The sequence below is a fragment of the Kitasatospora cystarginea genome, from assembly GCF_039533515.1.
GTDB lineage: Bacteria > Actinomycetota > Actinomycetes > Streptomycetales > Streptomycetaceae > Kitasatospora > Kitasatospora cystarginea.
The window spans coordinates 1-16,994 of the sequence record NZ_BAAATR010000038.1 but is presented as its reverse complement, the minus strand read 5'-3'; the positions used below and the strand labels follow the sequence as shown (position 1 = coordinate 16,994).

Annotated in this window: 19 protein-coding genes and 1 pseudogene; 12 read left to right on the top strand and 8 right to left on the bottom strand. The window is 71.1% G+C overall.

The features are described from left to right. Window positions 1–278: 278 nt before the first annotated feature. Window positions 279–1,964, top strand: a complete 1,686-nt coding sequence (gene qcrB, locus ABD369_RS31295; protein ID WP_344639963.1) for a cytochrome bc1 complex cytochrome b subunit — start codon at window positions 279–281, stop codon at window positions 1,962–1,964. A 67-nt stretch (window positions 1,965–2,031) separates the two neighbouring features. Here the strand turns inward: qcrB and ABD369_RS31290 are convergent, their stop codons facing one another. Next, window positions 2,032–2,601, bottom strand: a complete 570-nt coding sequence (locus tag ABD369_RS31290; RefSeq protein WP_344639962.1) for a ferritin-like domain-containing protein — start codon at window positions 2,599–2,601, stop codon at window positions 2,032–2,034. Window positions 2,602–2,845: 244 nt separating this feature from the next. Between ABD369_RS31290 and ABD369_RS31285 the strand changes: the two genes are divergently transcribed. After that, window positions 2,846–3,412, top strand: a complete 567-nt coding sequence (locus ABD369_RS31285; RefSeq protein WP_344639961.1) for a type 1 glutamine amidotransferase domain-containing protein — start codon at window positions 2,846–2,848, stop codon at window positions 3,410–3,412. Between the two features lie 66 nt (window positions 3,413–3,478). Here ABD369_RS31285 and ABD369_RS31280 read toward each other — a convergent pair whose 3' ends face one another. Further along, window positions 3,479–3,916: a MarR family winged helix-turn-helix transcriptional regulator gene (locus tag ABD369_RS31280; RefSeq protein ID WP_344639960.1), complete on the bottom strand. Its 438-nt coding sequence runs from the start codon at window positions 3,914–3,916 to the stop codon at window positions 3,479–3,481. 58 nt (window positions 3,917–3,974) lie between these two features. Between ABD369_RS31280 and ABD369_RS31275 the strand changes: the two genes are divergently transcribed. Both ABD369_RS31275 and ABD369_RS31270 read left to right on the top strand, forming a co-directional pair. Continuing rightward, window positions 3,975–4,379 carry a VOC family protein gene (locus ABD369_RS31275; RefSeq protein ID WP_344639959.1) on the top strand — a complete coding sequence of 135 codons (405 nt, stop codon included), beginning with the start codon at window positions 3,975–3,977 and terminating at the stop codon, window positions 4,377–4,379. Between the two features lie 38 nt (window positions 4,380–4,417). Further along, window positions 4,418–4,669, top strand: a pseudogene (locus ABD369_RS31270) (aminoglycoside phosphotransferase family protein); the annotation flags it as partial. A gap of 198 nt (window positions 4,670–4,867) precedes the next feature. Here ABD369_RS31270 and ABD369_RS31265 read toward each other — a convergent pair. Then, entirely contained in the window at window positions 4,868–5,767 is a 900-nt protein-coding gene (locus tag ABD369_RS31265) for an alpha/beta fold hydrolase (protein WP_344639957.1), read from the bottom strand. 185 nt (window positions 5,768–5,952) lie between these two features. On the opposite strand from ABD369_RS31265, the gene ABD369_RS31260 reads away from it, so the two are divergent. After that, window positions 5,953–6,681 (top strand): 4'-phosphopantetheinyl transferase family protein, encoded by a 729-nt coding sequence (locus ABD369_RS31260; protein ID WP_344639956.1) that lies wholly within the window; start codon window positions 5,953–5,955, stop codon window positions 6,679–6,681. A 72-nt stretch (window positions 6,682–6,753) separates the two neighbouring features. Beyond that, complete coding sequence (locus ABD369_RS31255; RefSeq protein WP_344640022.1) at window positions 6,754–7,266, top strand: GNAT family N-acetyltransferase; 513 nt, start codon at window positions 6,754–6,756, stop codon at window positions 7,264–7,266. 82 nt (window positions 7,267–7,348) lie between these two features. On the opposite strand, the gene ABD369_RS31250 is transcribed toward ABD369_RS31255, so the two are convergent. Both ABD369_RS31250 and ABD369_RS31245 read right to left on the bottom strand, forming a co-directional pair. After that, window positions 7,349–7,495, bottom strand: a complete 147-nt coding sequence (locus tag ABD369_RS31250) for a helix-turn-helix domain-containing protein (RefSeq protein WP_425557822.1) — start codon at window positions 7,493–7,495, stop codon at window positions 7,349–7,351. 45 nt (window positions 7,496–7,540) lie between these two features. Next, entirely contained in the window at window positions 7,541–8,707 is a 1,167-nt protein-coding gene (locus tag ABD369_RS31245) for a DUF418 domain-containing protein (protein ID WP_344639955.1), read from the bottom strand. A gap of 221 nt (window positions 8,708–8,928) precedes the next feature. Between ABD369_RS31245 and ABD369_RS31240 the strand changes: the two genes are divergently transcribed. Continuing rightward, window positions 8,929–10,950 (top strand): NADPH-dependent 2,4-dienoyl-CoA reductase, encoded by a 2,022-nt coding sequence (locus ABD369_RS31240; protein ID WP_344639954.1) that lies wholly within the window; start codon window positions 8,929–8,931, stop codon window positions 10,948–10,950. A gap of 223 nt (window positions 10,951–11,173) precedes the next feature. Beyond that, a complete protein-coding gene (locus ABD369_RS31235; protein WP_344639953.1) occupies window positions 11,174–11,755 on the top strand; it encodes a PadR family transcriptional regulator in 582 nt (193 codons plus the stop codon). A gap of 19 nt (window positions 11,756–11,774) precedes the next feature. Here ABD369_RS31235 and ABD369_RS31230 read toward each other — a convergent pair whose 3' ends face one another. After that, a complete protein-coding gene (locus tag ABD369_RS31230; RefSeq protein WP_344639952.1) occupies window positions 11,775–12,953 on the bottom strand; it encodes an alpha/beta hydrolase in 1,179 nt (392 codons plus the stop codon). 159 nt (window positions 12,954–13,112) lie between these two features. Between ABD369_RS31230 and ABD369_RS31225 the strand changes: the two genes are divergently transcribed. Then, the gene (locus tag ABD369_RS31225) at window positions 13,113–14,336 is read left to right on the top strand and encodes an RNA-guided endonuclease InsQ/TnpB family protein (protein WP_344639951.1); all 1,224 of its coding nucleotides are present in this window, start codon (window positions 13,113–13,115) and stop codon (window positions 14,334–14,336) included. 219 nt (window positions 14,337–14,555) lie between these two features. Here ABD369_RS31225 and ABD369_RS31220 read toward each other — a convergent pair whose 3' ends face one another. Beyond that, window positions 14,556–14,978 (bottom strand): hypothetical protein, encoded by a 423-nt coding sequence (locus ABD369_RS31220; RefSeq protein ID WP_344639950.1) that lies wholly within the window; start codon window positions 14,976–14,978, stop codon window positions 14,556–14,558. A 486-nt stretch (window positions 14,979–15,464) separates the two neighbouring features. On the opposite strand from ABD369_RS31220, the gene ABD369_RS31215 reads away from it, so the two are divergent. Both ABD369_RS31215 and ABD369_RS31210 read left to right on the top strand, forming a co-directional pair. Next, window positions 15,465–15,596 (top strand): hypothetical protein, encoded by a 132-nt coding sequence (locus ABD369_RS31215; RefSeq protein WP_344639949.1) that lies wholly within the window; start codon window positions 15,465–15,467, stop codon window positions 15,594–15,596. Window positions 15,597–15,744: 148 nt separating this feature from the next. After that, the gene (locus ABD369_RS31210) at window positions 15,745–16,179 is read left to right on the top strand and encodes a hypothetical protein (protein WP_344639948.1); all 435 of its coding nucleotides are present in this window, start codon (window positions 15,745–15,747) and stop codon (window positions 16,177–16,179) included. Window positions 16,180–16,279: 100 nt separating this feature from the next. Here the strand turns inward: ABD369_RS31210 and ABD369_RS31205 are convergent, their stop codons facing one another. Continuing rightward, window positions 16,280–16,552: a hypothetical protein gene (locus tag ABD369_RS31205; protein ID WP_344639947.1), complete on the bottom strand. Its 273-nt coding sequence runs from the start codon at window positions 16,550–16,552 to the stop codon at window positions 16,280–16,282. 56 nt (window positions 16,553–16,608) lie between these two features. Here ABD369_RS31205 and ABD369_RS31200 point away from each other — a divergent pair, with 56 nt between their 5' ends. Then, complete coding sequence (locus tag ABD369_RS31200) at window positions 16,609–16,785, top strand: hypothetical protein (protein ID WP_344639946.1); 177 nt, start codon at window positions 16,609–16,611, stop codon at window positions 16,783–16,785. Window positions 16,786–16,994: the final 209 nt, after the last annotated feature.

Here is a 16,994-nt window from a genome sequence, read left to right as displayed (position 1 = left end):
GACTCTGCGGTGGAGGCCCGGTCCGCCTCGGTGGGCGGGCGGGCAGCGCGGTTCGCAACGAGAATCCGAAGTCGAGGGCACCGTCGACGACCCCGCACCCGCCCCGTCCGGTGGTCACCGGCCGTCCTCCACCACGATCCGGCCGCCGAGCCAGTCGGTTCACTCTCGTCGGCCTTGCGCATCTGACCGCCCAACACCGAGAGAGCCCCGATGATCCCTCCGCCAGCCCCGCGCCCCGCCCCCCGCCCCCCGGCCACGGCCGCCCGGGGGTGCAGCGCATGAGCGCCGAAACCAGCCCCCCGCCTGGCAGGAAGGCGGGCGCGCCCTCGGGCACGAGTACGAGTGCGGACGCGCCGGGTTCCAGGGCCAATCCCGACAACAAGTGGGAGGCGGCAGCCGACTGGACCGACGGCCGGCTCGGCATCTACTCCCTCGCCAAGGCCAATCTGCGCAAGATCTTTCCGGACCACTGGTCGTTCATGCTGGGCGAGATCGCGCTCTACACCTTCGTCATCATCATCCTGACGGGGGTGTGGCTGACGCTCTTCTTCGTCCCGAGCATGGGCGAGACCGTCTACCACGGGAAGTACCTGCCGCTGAACGGCATCCGGATGTCGGAGGCGTACTCCTCGACCCTGGACATCAGCTTCGACATCCGCGGCGGCCTGCTGATCCGCCAGATCCACCACTGGGCGGCGATCCTCTTCGTCGCGTCGATGTACGTCCACATGATGCGGGTCTTCTTCACCGGGGCCTTCCGCAAGCCGCGCGAGCTCAACTGGCTGTTCGGCGCGGGTCTGCTGATCCTCGGGATGTTCGACGGCTTCATGGGCTACTCGCTGCCGGACGACCTGCTCTCCGGTACCGGTCTGCGGTTCATGGAGGGCGCGATCCTGGCGGTGCCGATCATCGGTACGTACCTGATGTTCTTCCTCTACGGCGGGCAGTTCCCGGGGACCGCGATCATCCCCCGGCTGTTCACCGTCCACGTCCTGCTGATCCCGGGCATCATGCTGGGGCTGCTGGTGGCCCATCTGATCCTGGTCTTCTACCACAAGCACACCCAGTGGGCGGGTCCCGGACGCACCGAGAAGAACGTGGTCGGCATGCCGCTGATGCCGGTCTACATGGCCAAGGCCGGCGGGTTCTTCTTCCTGGTGTTCGGCATCGTCTCGGCGATCTCCGCGATCGCCACGGTCAACCCCATCTGGCGGTACGGCCCGTACCGGCCCGACCAGGTGTCCACCGACGCCCAGCCCGACTGGTACATGGGCTACTCCGAGGGGCTGATCCGGCTGATGCCGGGATGGGAGATCCGATTCCTGGGGCACACGCTGAACCTGGGCGTGTTCATCCCGCTGGTGGTCTTCCCGCTGGTGCTGCTGTCCATCTGGCTGTACCCGTTCTTCGAGAACTGGGTGATCGGTGACAAGCGCGAGCACCACATCCTGGACAAGCCGCGCAACGCGCCGGTGCGGACCGCGTTCGGCGCCGCCTGGATGGGCCTGTACGTGGTGCTGCTGGTCGGCGGTGGCAACGACCTGTTCGCCACGCACTTCCACATGTCGCTCAACGCGATCTCCTGGGCCTGCCGGATCGGCTTCTTCGTGGTCCCGGTGGTGATCTTCTACATCACCAAGCGCTGGTGCCTGGGCCTGCAGCGCCGTGACCGGGAGAAGGTCCTGCACGGCCGGGAGAGCGGCATCATCGTGCGGAAGCCGCACGGCGAGTTCATCGAGGTGCACGAGCCGCTGACGCCCGAACAGCGGTACACGTACACCGCGTACGAGCAGTACGCCCCGATCGAGCTGCCTCCCGAGGTGGACGAGAACGGGGTCGCCCGCAAGCCGAGCCGGACGAACCGGCTGCGGGCCAGGTTGTCGAAGTACTACTTCGGCTCGTACGGCCAGATCGCCAGGCCGAGCGCCGAGGAGTACCGCAAGGTGACCAGCGGCCATCACTGACCGCCGAGTTCGCGTGAGGGTCCGTCGTCCGTGACGGGCCCTCACGCGTCGGGTCAGCGGTCCGGGGTCACCGCGGGGCGGAGCGGGGCGCCGGGGCGGTCGGGGGCGCCGGGGTTTCGAGCAGGGCCGCGAGGTCGGCCGCAGTCTGCTGCTCATCGGCGAGGACCGACTCGATCAGCCGGCGGCTGGCCGGGTCGTGGTCGCCGAGCCAACCGGCGATCTGGCGATAGGTGGGGACGACGACGCGGGCGGCCAGCAGGTTCTGCTCCAGCATGGCGCGCAGCGCGGCGTCGTCCGCGGTGGAGTAGTCCGTCTGGGCGCGCTGGGCGAGGGTCGCCGGGTCGAAGTTGGGCTGCCCGCCGAGCTGGACGATCCGGTCGGCCAGCGCGACCGCGTGGCGCATCTTCCGGTCGGCCTGGGCCTCGAATAGCGCGCCGGCGGGGGCGGTACCCTGCGCCAGGATCGCCTGCCGGGTGCAGCGGAGCCAGCCGACCACCTCCGCGGCCACCACGTTGTTGAGGACGCTGATCACCCGTTCGATGTCCGGCCCGTACGCGCTCCGTACCGGTCCGGCGTCGATGGTCCGTTGGGCCTCTCGGCGGATCCGGTCCACGTCCAGGGCCAGGCTGGCGGTCATGGGCGTCCTTCCTTCGCGGGGTCGGGCGGCGGTGTTTCGGGCGGGTGCCGGTGCGGGCCGGGGGGTCGGGCCGGGGCCGCCGAGGTCATGGCAGAAGGTATGTCCGGGTGTCCGCCGTCGAAACCGGACGGCGCCGGATGAGCGGGCCCCGTCGGCGGAGCGGCTGCCGCCGGGCTCGTCCGTGCGCACGCTTGATACGGAAGTCCCCTCGGCAGTGAGGGGGCTCGGAGAGGAGCGAGTCGCCATGGTCACGCTGCAGGGACTCACCGTCGCCTTCCTGGTCGCCCGGCAGGGGGCGGAGCAGCGCGAGCTGACCGGGCCGTGGCAGGCCGTCCTGGAGGCCGGCGGCACGCCCAGGCTGATCTCGACCGGGCCGGGGCGGATCCAGGCCTTCAGACACCTCGACAAGGCGGACACCTTCGCGGTGGACGTCACGGTCGCGGAGGCCACCGCCGAGCCCTACGCCGGACTGGTGCTGCCCGGTGGTGTGGCCAACCCGGACTTCCTGCGCCTGGACCGGGCGGCCGTGGACCTGGTGCGGGACTTCTTCGTCCGGGGGAAGCCGGTCGCGGCGATCTGCCACGCCCCGTGGCTGCTGGTGGAGGCCGACGTGGTCCGCGGCCGTACGCTCACCTCCTGGCCGAGTCTGCGGACGGACCTGATCAACGCGGGGGCCACCTGGGTCGACGAGGAGGTGCGGATCTGCGCCGATGGCCCGAACACCCTGATCACCAGCCGCAGGCCGGCCGACCTGCCGCTGTTCGAGGACGCCCTGGTGACCGTGCTCGCCCGGGAGCGCCGGGGTCGCTGACGGTTGCGGCGAGGTGGCGGAGCGGTCAGCCGTTGGGTGCCTGGTCGAGTCGCTGCGCGGCCGGGCTCAGCCGCCCTGGTGGACGCGGGTCAGCAGGGCGTGCAGCTGGGCGCGCTCCGGCTCGGTGAGCGGGGCCAGGACGGCGTCCTGGACGGCGTTGGCCTCGGCGGTGAGGGCGGCCAGCGCGCTCCGTCCGGCGGGGGTGAGCGTGACCGAGACGCGTCGGCGATCGGTCTGGTCGCGGTTGCGTTCGACCTGTCCGGCCGTGGCCAGCTCATCGACGATCTTGACCATGTCGCTCGGGTCGATGCCGAGCCGGGCGGCGAGGTCGCGCTGCGCGTGCGGGCCGAAGTCGGCGAGGGCGGCGAGTACCGCCATGTGCCACAGGCGCTGCCCGTGCTCGGCCAGCCGTTCGGCGAGCCGGGTGCGGGCGGTCTTGCCGACATTGGAGAGCAGGTAGGTGGTCAGCGCGGTCAGGCTCGGCGGGGTCTCGGTTTCGCTCACGGACATATTGTAGGCTCACGCCAATGATGGGTCTTCACCTACTAATTTGGAGGCGGGGATGGATGCCCTTCACACGCGCCTGCTGGTGCACCGCTACGCGGACTGCTTCCGCTTCTATGACGCCGTGCTGCCGGCGCTGATCGGCGCCCGGCGGACGGGTGGCACCGAGGCCGGCCCGTACGCCAGTTGGGACGTCGAGGATGAGGGGGTGCTGCGGATCTTCGACCGGGGGGCGATGGCCGAGGTCGTCGGTGCCGCGGGGCTGCCCGCCGAGGCGGCGGCCCAGGACCGGGCGATGCTGGTCAGCCGGGTCGCCGACGTGGACGCCGGGTTCGAACTCTGCCTGCGGCACGGCGGGTTGGCGGTGGCTGCGCCCGCCGACCGGCCCGAGTGGGGGCCGGGCATGCGGACCGCGCACCTGCGCGATCCGGACGGCAGTCTGCTCGAACTCCAGTCGTACTGAGAGGATTTGGGCGTAGGCGCTGCCGGGCAGGAGGGTCGATGGTGGATCGGGACGGCGAGCAGTTGACCGGCGGGACGGTCAACGCCGGTGCGGTGTTCCGGCGGGGCGAGGTGGTCGAGCGGCCCGCGCCGAGGCATGCCGAAGCGCTGCACCGGTACCTCGGGGAGCTGGCGGCGCACGGGTTCGACGGTGCGCCGACCCCGGTGGGGCCGCCCGTCGCCGGGCGGGAACGGCTCACCTTCCTTCCCGGGGAGGTCGCCGTGCCGCCGTATCCGCGCTGGGCGCTGACGTAGGAGGCACTGTGTTCGGTCGGGGCCCTGCTGCGTCGCCCGGCGAGTCGCCGCGAGTGATCCCGGTTATCTGGATCTGCTTGCCGGGCACGGCGGTTGGGGACGCTGGGACCGGTTGCAGGCCTGGCAGGCGGCGCAGCGGGAGGTGCTGGTGGCGGCCCTGCTCGCGTAGCGGTGGGCGCTACCGGGCCGACGGGTTCAGGGCCCCAGGCGGTCGAGGAAGTCGGCGATCAGCGGGGCGATCTCGGGCAGGTTCTCCTCCAGCGCGAAGTGGCCGGTGTCGAACAGGTGGAGCTCGGCGTCCGGAAGGTCGCGGAGGTAGGCGCGGGCGCCGGGCTCGGGGAAGAACGGGTCGTTGCGGCCCCAGAGGATCAGGGCCGGTGGGGTGTGGGTGCGCAGCCACTGCTGCCACTCGGGATAGCGGGCGACGTTGGAGTGGTAGTCGAAGGCCAGGTCCAGCTGGGGGCGGGTGCGGCCCGGCAGGTCGAGGAAGTGCTGGTCGAGCGTCCAGCCGTCCGGTGCGACCAGGCGGGGGTCGGTGGTCCCGCCCTCGTACTGGCCCCGGGTGGCCGGGAGGGTGAGCAGCTCGCGGATGGTCTGCGCGGCTCCCGGGGCCTGAGGGCGCAGTGCGATGAACGACCTGGCCGCCTCGGAGAGCCCCTCCTCGTACGCGTTCGCGTTCTGGACGACCAGCCCGGCGATCCGCTCGGGGTGGCGGGTGGCCAGTCGGAAGCCCACGGGTGCGCCGAAGTCGAAGGCGTAGAGCACGAATCGGGTGAGGCCGAGCTCCTGGAGGAAGCGCTCGGTGATGTCGGCGAGGTGGTCGAAGGTGTAGCTGAAGGTGCCGCCGTCGGTGGTCGGGGCGGGCGCGTCGCTGTGGCCGAAGCCCGGGTAGTCGGGGGCGATCAGGCGGTAGTGGGAGCCGAGGGCGTCGATCAGGCGGCGGTACTGGTGCGAGGCCGAGGGGAAGCCGTGCAGCAGCAGCATGGTCGGTGCGTCGTCGCGAGCTCCGGTGGGAACCGACTCGCGGTAGAAGATGCGCACGCCGTCGACGTCGAGATGGCGGTGGAGTATGCGGGGAACGGTCGGGACTGCCATGACGGCCTCCTGGTGGCGGGTTGTCGGGGATGTTCTATCCAGGTCGCTACTAATGAGTCAATAGCTATATACGCATTAGCATGTAGGAGATGTGGAGGATACGGATTGATCCGTGCCTGCGCCGCCTCATAGGTTGTCCTTCGGCCCTCGGCAGCGTGCCGGGGTGGACAACGAGAGGCGGCGGGATGCAGCACGGCACGGACACGGACCGCAGGGGAGGCGGCCCGCTGGCTGTGGTCGCCGCCAGCGTCGAGGTGCTCGGACACCCCCGGGCCGACGAGCGCCTGCTCACCGACGGCGAGCGCGAGCGCGCGGCGCGGTTCCGGCAGGAGGCCACCCGCCGGGACTTCGTGGCGGCGCACATCCTGGTCCGGCTGTGCGCCGCACGGCTGATTGGCGCCACCGCCACGGAGGTGACGCTGGCCCAGTCCTGCCCCGGGTGCGGGAAGGCCGACCACGGCAAGCCGTACCTGCCGGACCACCCCGGAGTCCACGTCAGCATCTCGCACACCAAGGGCGTGGTCGCGGCGGCCGCCGGCTATCGGGAGGTGGGGGTCGACGTGGAGCTGGCGGAGCGGACCGGGACGCACCCCGACGTGCTGGAACGGGTGCTCACCGAGGGCGAGTTGCGGCTGGTCGAGAAGCACACGGACCCGCAGCGGGCGTTCCTGCGCCAGTGGGTGCGCAAGGAGGCGCTGATCAAGATCGGCCGGCTCACCCTGGACACCATGGGCGCGGTCGACCTCTCCGCCCTGCCGCTCGCCGCCGTCGACGGGGTGCCGCTGCGCAGCCGCTTCGAGGAACTGCACCTGCTCGACTGGGACGACGAGAAGTACCAGGCCACGGCGGCGGTGGTGAGCCCGGATGAACCTCGGGCGGTCGACCTGGCGGAACTCGCGGACCTGGTCGGCTGACGGCGCGGTAGCGTTGGCGGGAGGCGCTGATCTTTGGGGAGGGTGGCCGTGGCTGACTTCGTGATCACTCCGATGACCGCCGCACATGCCGATGAGGTACTGGCGATCTACCGGTCCGGGATCGAGGAGGGGAATTCCACCTTCGAGACGGCGGCGCCCGGCTGGGAGGAGTTCGACGCGGCCAAGCTGCCGGAGCACCGGGCGGTGGCGGTCGACGCCGAGGGCCGGGTGCTCGGATGGGTCGCGGCCTCGGCCGTGTCCGGGCGCGCCGCGTATGCCGGTGTGGTCGAGCACTCGGTGTACGTGCACCCCGGGGCGCGCGGCCGGGGCGTGGCCATGGCACTGCTGCGGGAGCTGATCGAGTCGACCGAGCGGGCCGGGATCTGGACGATCCAGTCGGGTGTGTTCCCGGAGAACACGGTCAGTCTGGCGCTGCACCGCCGGGCCGGCTTCCGGGCGATCGGCGTCCGGGAGCGGGTCGGCTGCCATCACGGCGTGTGGCGGGACGTGGTGCTGATCGAGCGGCGCAGCGCGGTTGCCGGCCAGGGGCCGTCGCTGCGCTCCCTGAACTCGCCGAGCCCCTGAACCCGCCGAGCCCCCGAACTCCCTGAGCAGCGCCGGACGGTGAAGCCGGCGGTGGTACGGCGGGCGCGGCCCGGACGGAGGCTCAGGGCGGGCCGCCGCCCCGGAGGTGGAGGGCGCGGAAGGCGACCTCGTTGGCGAAACGGTCGTCCGGGTCGGCGAGTTGGTCGCCGAAGGCGCGCTCGACCAGGCGCATCCGGTAGCGGACGGCCTGCGGGTGGACACCGAGGATCTCGGCTACTCCCGCACTCCTCCACCCTCGGATCCGCCCGGGGCCTCAGCGGACGAAGCGGGCCAGCAGCGTGGCCCGGTGGAGGGCCGCCTCGAGTGGGCCGCGGCGGAAGCGACGGGTCCACATCCAGGCGAGTGCCAGGGCCAGCGCACTGAAGGCGGCCAGCAGCACAGCGGGTGAGTCGGGAAGGTCGTCCCCGCCCAGCGCCTCGATCAGCACGATGTGCCCGACGTACACGGAGAGCGAGAGCGCGCCCACGGCGGCGACCGGCGCGACCGGCAGCCGGGTGCCGACCGAGGGGCGCCGGGCCAGCAGCGTGGTGCAGGCGACCACGATGCTCACCGCGACGCCGAGCGAGCCCAGGATCTCGAAGGTGGTGCCGCTGTGCGGCGCCGCGGTGAGCAGTCCGGCGGGGTCGGCGGTGTTCACGGTGCCCTCCTCGGCGCCGTGCCACCAGTCCACGTCCGTGGCGACCAGCCGACAGGCCAGCCAGGCGCCGCCGTAGCCGAGGCCGATCAGCGCCGCTCCCGTGGCGGCCAGTCGGGAGCGCAGCCGGGCGGAGGTCAGATCCAGCCGCCCGAGGGCCATGCCCCCGAGGACGAACGGCATCCAGGTCAGTGCGGGGTAGTTGCCGGTGAGCAGCAGGGCCACCAGCCCTTCACCGCCGCTGAGGTGGGCGATCGGGTCGAGTGCGGTGAGCGGCTCGCTCCAGTCCCGGGTGTCGAGGCCGGCGCGGAGCACGAACGACAGCTGCGGGCCGAGCAGGGCCCAGCCCAGCGCGGCGGTGGCCAGCGGGCCGGCCGGCAGCCGGCTCAGCGGCAGGGCCAGCAGGAAGTAGAGGCCGTAGTAGGCGAGGATGACGTCGACCGGGGCGTGCATCGCCGTCATCGCGCTGCCGACGGCCAGCAGGATCAGGGCCCGGAGCGCGATCCTGGCCGCGGCCTGCCGACCGGCCCGCCCGACCCGGGGGCTGCGCCCGGCGATCAGTGTCAGCGACACGCCTGCCAGCAGCGCGAAGAGAGCCGAGGCGCGCCCGTGGGCGAACTGGGCGGCCAGGCCGATCGGTCCGTCCTCCCCCTGCACCGGTCCGACGTGGGCGGCGAACATGCCGAGCACCGCCAGGCCGCGCGCCAGGTCGAGGCCGGCCATGCGTCCTGTGGAGGCCGAACGCGTCGGCTCGGCGGCGATGTTGGTGACTGCATCAGCGGACATGACCCCAGTCTTGGGCCTCCGCCGGCCGGTACGTACACCCACAGGAGGGAAATCGTCCCGCCGGTCAGCGGGGGAGTGCGCGAGGGCGCGAGGGGCGTGCGGCAGAGCGGACGCGCGCCCTGCCGGTCCGCGCAGTCGGCGACCACGAATGTGCAACTAGTTGCATATATGCGCCCGCCCGCCCTACCGTGAGGCGACGACTTCGCGCGAGGAGGCGCTGGATGACCGCGTACCCCCACCTGCTGAGCCCGCTCGACCTGGGGTTCACCACGCTGCCCAACCGGGTGCTGATGGGTTCGATGCACGTCGGCCTGGAGGAGGCACCCGGCGGCTTCGAGCGGATGGGCGAGTTCTACGCCGCCCGGGTCCGCGGCGGCGTCGGGCTGATCGTCACCGGCGGGATAGCCCCGAACGAGGAGGGCCGTCCCTGGAGCGGCGGCGCCAAGCTGACCTGTGACCAGGAGGTGGCGCAGCACACCGTCGTCACCGATGCCGTACACCGCGAGGGCGGCCGGATCGCCATGCAGATCCTGCACTTCGGCCGCTACGCCCACCACCCCGACCTGGTCGCACCCAGCGCGCTGCAGGCGCCGATCAGCCCGTTCACGCCGCGCGCGCTCACCGACGACGAGGTCGAGCGGACCGTCGAGGACTTCGTCCGCACCGCCGAACTCGCCCGCCGGGCCGGGTACGACGGCGTCGAGATCATGGGCTCCGAGGGTTACCTGATCAACGAGTTCATCGCGGCTGCCACCAACCGGCGCGAGGACCGCTGGGGCGGCTCGTACGAGAACCGGATGCGCTTCCCGGTCGAGATCGTCCGCCGGGTCCGCGAGCGGCTCGGTCCCGACTTCATCGTCATCTACCGGCTCTCCATGCTCGACCTGGTGCCCGGCGGCTCCAGCCTGGACGAGGTGATCACCCTCGCCAAGGCGATCGAGGCGGCGGGCGCGACCATCATCAACACCGGTATCGGTTGGCACGAGGCACGCATCCCCACCATCGCCACCTCCGTGCCGCGCGGCGCGTTCGCCTGGGTCACCAAGAGGGTGATGGGCGCGGTCCGGATTCCGCTGGTGACCAGCAACCGCATCAACACCCCGGAGATCGCCGAGCAGTTGCTCGCGGAGGGCCATGCCGACATGGTCGCGCTGGCCCGGCCGCTGCTCGCCGACCCGGACTTCGTCGCCAAGACCGAACGCGGCCGGGCCGAGACCATCAACACCTGCATCGGCTGCAACCAGGCCTGCCTGGACCACACCTTCAGCGGGAAGATCACCTCCTGCCTGGTCAACCCCCGTGCCTGCCACGAGACCGAGCTGGTGCTCGGCCCGACCCGCCACCGCAAGCGGGTCGCCGTGGTCGGCGCCGGTCCGGCCGGCCTCGCGCTCGCGGTCGCCGCCGCCGAGCGCGGTCATGCCGTGACCCTGTACGAGGCGGCCGGTGAGATCGGCGGGCAGCTCAACATCGCCCGCCAGGTGCCCGGCAAGGAGGAGTTCGACGAGACCCTGCGCTACTTCCGCCACCGCCTGGCGGCCGAGCAGGTCGAACTGCGGCTCGGCAGCGCGGTGACCGCCGACGCGCTTGCCGCCGGGGGCTACGACGAGGTCGTGCTCGCCACCGGAGTCACCCCGCGGACCCCCGAGATCCCCGGTATCGACCACCCCAGCGTGCTGAGCTACCTGGACGTGCTGCGAGACAAGGCCGAGGTCGGCGAGCGGGTGGCGATCCTCGGGGCCGGCGGGATCGGATTCGACGTCGCGGCCTTCCTGACCGACCCCGGGGACGCCGCGGCACTCGAGGGCGCGGTGTTCCACCGGCGGTGGGGCATCGACACCGAGTACCAGGCTCCCGGCGGCCTCGGCCGGCCGGAGCGGGCCGCCGCCCCGCGCAGCGTCCACCTGCTCCAGCGCAAGACCAGCAAGGTCGGCGCCGGGCTGGGGAAGACCACCGGCTGGATCCACCGCACCGAACTCCGTCGCCGCGGCGTCACCATGCTCTCTGGTGTGAGCTACCGGCGGATCGACGACGTCGGACTGCACATCACCGTGGACGGCCGCGAGGAGAGCATCCCCGTCGACACGGTGGTGGTCTGCACCGGGCAGGAGCCGCGACGCGAGCTGTACGACGCACTGGTCGCGCTCGGCGTCCGGCCGCACCTGATCGGGGGTGCGGACGTGGCCGCGGAACTCGACGCCAAGCGCGCCATCGACCAGGGCACCCGGCTCGCGGCCGCGCTCTGACCTCTGCGGTCGGGCCCACGTCGGTGGGGCCCTCCTGCGGTGCGATCGGGTGTCCGTGCCATCGGGTGCCGACCGGCGCGTGCGGCTCGGCCGCCCGGCCCGGCGAGGTCCGTGCGCCGGGCCGGGCGGCCGCGCTCCGAACGGCGCTCCGTGCTCCGGCCCGCGGCGCATCCGTAGGATGCCCTGTGATACCCGTTGGCACCTGCCGGAGGCTCCCCCGACCATGTCGCTGCCGCACGCCATCCTCACCGCCTTGCTGGAGAAGCCGTCCTCGGGGCTGGAGCTGACGCGCCGGTTCGACAAGTCGATCGGCTTCTTCTGGCCGGCCACCCACCAGCAGATCTACCGTGAGCTGGGCAGGCTGGAGGAGGCGGGGCTGATCCGCGAACTGCCCCAGCAGCAGCCGGCCCGCGGCGGACGCAAGGAGTACGAGGTCCTGCCCGAGGGTCGGGACGCTCTGGTGGCCTGGGTCGGTGAGAGCCAGGACCCCAGGCCGGTCCGGGACGCGCTGGTGCTGCGGCTGCGCGCGGCGGCGGTGGTCGGTACGGCGGGAGCCGGCAGCGGGCTCGGTGACGAACTCCTCCGGCACCGTGAGCTGCACCGGCGCCAGCTCGCCGAGTACCGGGAGATCGCGCAGCGCGACTTCGCCTCGGTGGCGGACGAAAGAGCCCGCCTGCAGCACCTGGTGCTGCAGGCGGGCATCGGCCTGGAGACGTTCTGGCTCGACTGGCTCGACCAGGCCCTCGCCCAACTCGCCGAGGGAGACCTCGACGAGGAACTGGACGGCGACCTGGGGGAGACCTGAGCGGCGGTCCGTACGACGCTCAGTGCTGGGGCGGGATGATCCCGGTCAGCCACTTGAAGGTGGGGACCACGAGCGGCTTCCAGGTCGCGCTCAGGTGCGGCCCGTGGGTTTCGAACGGTGTCACCGAGGTCGGGGACTTCGCCGCCTTCTGCAGTGCCAGTGCGTCCTCCAGGCCGTCGCCCTTGTTACCGGTCTCGTAGAGGGCCACGTTCGGCGGGGTGGCCGCGTGGGTGAGCAGGTACAGCGGGTTGGAGACCTCCCGTAGGTGCGGGTCCTTCGCGGTCAGCGAATCGGACTCCTCCTTCGGGTCGTTGTAGCCGGACATGCTGATCGCGGCCCGGTAGCGGTTGGGGTGCGCCAGCGCGAGCCTGGTGGCGCAGTGCGCCCCCGCCGAGTAGCCGGCCAGTGCCCAGCGATCGGGGGAGGCGTCCACCCGGAAGTTGTCCAGCACCATCTGCGGGACGTCCCGTGACAGCCAGGTCTCCGCGTTGACCTTGCCCGGAACGTCCGCACAGCCGGTGTCGGTGTTCTTGCCGAGCAGCGTGACCCGGGGCGAGACCAGGATGAAGGGTGCCACCTGACCGGACTTCATCAGCGGCGCCAACTGCTTGGAGACGTCCATGGTGCCGAACCAGGTGCTGGAGGAGCCGGGGAACCCGGCCAGCAACTCGACCACGGGGAAGGCCTTGTCCTTGTACGCGGGGTCGTCGTACTCCGGCGGCGTCCACACCAGGACCTCACCGTCCACTCCGGAGAGCTGGCCCTTGAGGTCGGTCTCCTTGACGTCCTTGGGGACCGCGTTGTCGTCCACCCCGTGGAAGGACTGGATCACCTTCTGCCGGTTCTTGTCGGCACCGGCGTCGGCCGCGATGCCGTTGTCCTTGGGCGGCACCGGAACCGCCCGGACATGGCTGCTGGTGCCCAGCAGATCGCCCCAACTGTCGTAGATCAGGTTCGAGTTGTTGACCATCACGAACACCATCAGCACGGCAGTGGACTGACAGAACAGGATCGTCGCCAGATAGCCGACGAACTGCAGCGGCCCGCGCTTGGCCTGCGGTGCCCGGCCCCGGTTGCCGCGCCGGCTCCCCTGACCGCCGCCGCCTCCTCGCCTTGCCCACTGCACCACGGCCAGCACGATGGAGGCTAGGAAGAGGACGATCGTGAGGATGTAGAAGGGAGTACCGGTCAGTTTCATCTGATCTCCTTCGTGGATACCCCCAAGCTTCAGCTGGGGGAGGAAACGAATGCTCCCGCGTAGTGGGACAGGGAAAGCCAGACCGCCGCCTGGGCGGTATGGCGTCTCGGTAGGTGAATCACCCGCACCAGGCCGCGAGTTCGCGGCACCTTGTGATCCGTGCAGGCCGTTCACGTGAAGCGGGCGTACAAGTTCCGCTTCTATCCGACCGATGCGCAGGCAGCTGAGCTGTCGCGCACGTTCGGGTGCGTGCGCAAGGTCTACAACCTGGCGTTGCGTGCCCGTACCGAGGCGTGGTCGCTGCGGGGCGAGCGGATCAACTACAACGCCACATCGGCGATGCTGACGGCGTGGAAGAAGACCGAGGAACTGGCGTTCCTCAACGAGGTCTCCTCCGTCCCGCTCCAGCAGACCCTGCGACATCTGCAAGGTGCCTTCACCAATTTCTTCGCGAAGCGAGCCAGGCACCCCCGCTTCAAGTCGAAGAAGAAGTCCCGCGACTGCGCCGAGTACACCGCGTCCGCGTTCCGCTTCCGTGATGGGAAGCTGACGCTGGCGAAGATGACGGAGCCACTGGAGATCCGATGGTCCCGGCCTCTCCCAGAGGGGCAGGCCCCGTCCACGGTGACCGTCTCCCGGGACAGTGCGGGACGCTGGTTCGTCTCGATGCTGTGCGAGGACCCGGCCGTCAAGCCTCTCCCGGCCGTGGATGCGGCGGTGGGCATCGACGCGGGTATCATCTCGCTGGTGACGCTCTCCACCGGGGAGAAGATCGCCAATCCCCGATCGGAACGCGAGGACGGGGAATGTCTGGCCAGGGCTCAGCGGGCGCTGTCCCGCAAGGCCAGGGGGTCTGCCAACCGGGAGAAGGCCCGCGGGAAAGTCGCTCGGATCCACGCGCGGATCGCCGACCGGCGCAGGGACTTCCTGCACAAACTCACGACTCGACTCGTCCACGAAAACCAAGTGGTCGTGATCGAGGACTTGTCCGTCCGCAACCTGCTGGGGAACCGCAGGCTGTCCCGCGCCATCTCGGACGCTTCGTGGAGCGAGCTGCGGACCATGCTGGAGTACAAGTGCGCCTGGTACGGCCGCGACCTGGTGACCGTCGACCGGTGGTTCCCCAGCTCCAAGCTGTGTTCGGCGTGCGGAACCGTCCGCGAGAAGATGCCTCTCAATGTCCGTGAATGGCGCTGCGGCTGCGGAGCGGTTCACGACCGGGACGTGAACGCGGCCCGTAACCTCCTGGCCGCCGGACTGGTGGTTGCAGCCTGTGGAGACGGTGTAAGACCTCAACGGAACACTCCGAGCGGGCGATCGTCGGTGAAGCAGGAAGTGGTCCCACCGCAGCGCAAACGCACAGCGGCCCAGCCGCGAGGCTGAGGGGAATCCCCCTCGTTCACGAGGGGGAGGAAGTCAAGGCGTTCTCGTATCCAGCTCCTGTGCCGACCGGGTCACTTGCCCGGCTCGTACTGCGTTCGAAGAGTTCACCGGAAGTCGGTGTCCGGTCGCCCGGGGCGCGCAACCGGGTGGCTGCCCGGCGGCTTCGGCGGCGGCGTGTCGTCGGTGCCTGGCGGGTGGCCGTTGCTCGGCCCGATGTCGTCAGCCGGTCTGCCGCTGCTGTCCCGCCCGCTGCGCTAACCCGGGTGCGGCGGCGAGGGAGCTCGGGCGTGCGGTGTTCGGCTGCGCGGTGCTTGGATGCCAGGTGCTCGGGTGCGCCGTGCCGAAGTGCTCCGGCCGGGCCGTTCGGGTGGCCGTGAGCGTCTCCACCGCCCCGGCGTGGCGGTCTTGGGCGGCGAGTGCCGTACCGAGAACCAACTCAGCCTCCAGGGTGCGGTGGTGGGAGGGAACGAGCGGCGATCCGCAGAGCCCGGCGCTCTCCCGGAGCACGCCCTCGGCCTTTGCGGGTCTGCCGAGGCCGATCAGCGTGGTGCCGACAGGGGCCCCTGCTGCCGGATAGTAGCCGTCCCGCCTCGGCGGGGACTGCTCAACATCATCCTGTCCGGCGACCAGGCCCATCTCCACTGCCCCCGTACTCGCGCAGCAAGCCCATGCCGCTGATCCGCACCGCTGATGAGAACTGCCGAAGAATGCCGGAGCACGGCGCCGACGGGCCCGGACTCCGCCGGCCCGGAACCGATCGGCGGGACACCCTCCCACACCCGAACCGCACGCTCAAGATTGGGTCCGCCACTCGCCCGACCGCCGTCAAGTACTGCCCAAGCACTCGCCAAGTGCCGTTCAGCTGCCGCGCGATGGGCCGAACGAACCGGGAGCCCGCCGGCCTGCCGTCCGCCTGGCCGGCCCGGCCCGACGTAGTGCGGAGATCACGTGACTCCCCCATCCGCGGCGCCTGCGCGCCGCCGGTTGCCGACGAGTGGACCGGGAGCCTCGCGGCACCCCGGGTGCGGTGCTGCCGGCCAAGCTAGGCGACGCCACTGCGAGGAGGCGATCTCCCGGCTGCGGACGGCGGTTGAGACCGGGCACATGGAATCCGCCTTCAACCTTGCCTTGTTATACGTCGGCCAGGACGATCCGCTGCTGGCCGGGCACTGGTTCACGATCGTCGCCGAGTCCGGTACCGCGAAGAGCGTGGAGGCCGAGCAGGAGCTGGCGCGAGTCGAGCGGGAGTTCGGCGGGTAGCGGCCGGCCGGCGGGGTTCGTGGAGGACGTGGGCAAAGATGCCAACGATTCGCGAAATAGGGTGAATCGGCCGGACGGCGGCGGCGCCGGGCCGTGGTGACGGTGTAGGACGTTCACCAACGAGTTCGTCCACCGCTGGGAGCAACCCGTGCACACCGCGAAATTTCTGGCCGCTCCGCTGGCTCTGGGGCTGGCGCTGACCGCGACGACGGTGTCCGTCGCCGCGACGGCGTCGGCCGCCGCCCACCCGTCCCACGCCCGGTTCGCCCGCGCCGTCATGCTCACCAATGCGGACGACGGCCGCACCGTGACGGTGGCGCGCAACGACGTGATCAAGGTCAGGCTGACCCACCTCCGGGATCAGGGGCAGACCTGGGTGTGGAGCGCACCGAAGGCCGGCGATCCCAAGGTCCTCCGACCGCACGACGCCGGCACCTCGCCGAACGGAGACGCGTCGGCCGGATTTCAGGCGATCAGCCGCGGCACGAGTGGCATTACCGCCTTCAGGCACTGCGTTCCCGACCCCGGACACGTCTGCCCACGGGTCGTCATCCCCTGGCGGGTCACGGTCACCGTGAAGTGACGTAGCGCCCCGCCGCCGCAACTGCCGGCGCTCACGGGCAGGTCCTGGCGCCATCCCGCCGCCCCGGCGCCGGCTCGCCGCGACCGGCCGGTGCGGGACCTCACAGAGATTGCAGTGCGGCTTCGCAGCTCCGGCAACGGCGGGTCCGCTGGGACGGCGGGTACCAAGTGGCTCCCGGTTCGTCGGGGCTGTACGGCTCCCGCTCCAGGTCGCTCGTCGCGATGCCGCAGAAGGTGAGCGGGCCCGGGTCGTCGGGTGCGTCCGGATCAGCCGGTGCGGCGTGGACCCAGCGGATCCGGGCACCCACGTCGACTTCCCCGCTGTCGAGGACCTCGGTCGAGGGCTCCTCGACTGTCCGCAGCGCAGGTGTCAAATCGAGGTCACCACCCCGAACTTGAGCTGCTCGCCAGCTCGGTATGATCCCGGGGCATGACGACCGCATCTCTACCGATCGGCAGACTCGGCCCGTACCCCGAGCGGCTGCGGCAGCAGTTCGAGGGCGTGGTCTGCCAGTTCCTTCCGCAGGGCGCCGCGCCTCGATCCAGGCTGGCTTCGCTGGCACTGGCACGGGAGCGAGTACGGCCACCGCTGATCATCGGTCTGTGAAGAGTAACGATCTCGCGGTGGCCGCAGGTCGCAGCGTAGTGCCTGCCCGATGGCAGGTGATGTTCGACCAGCTGATGGGCCGTGTCGCGGGCCGGTTCACGCGAGTGCGGCTTCACCAGGACGAGCACACGAAGGACCCGGCCCGGCAAGGTGCTTGCCGGGCCGGGTCCGAGTTCAGGCGGTGGCGGTGCGCCGTTCGAGGCGGGTCC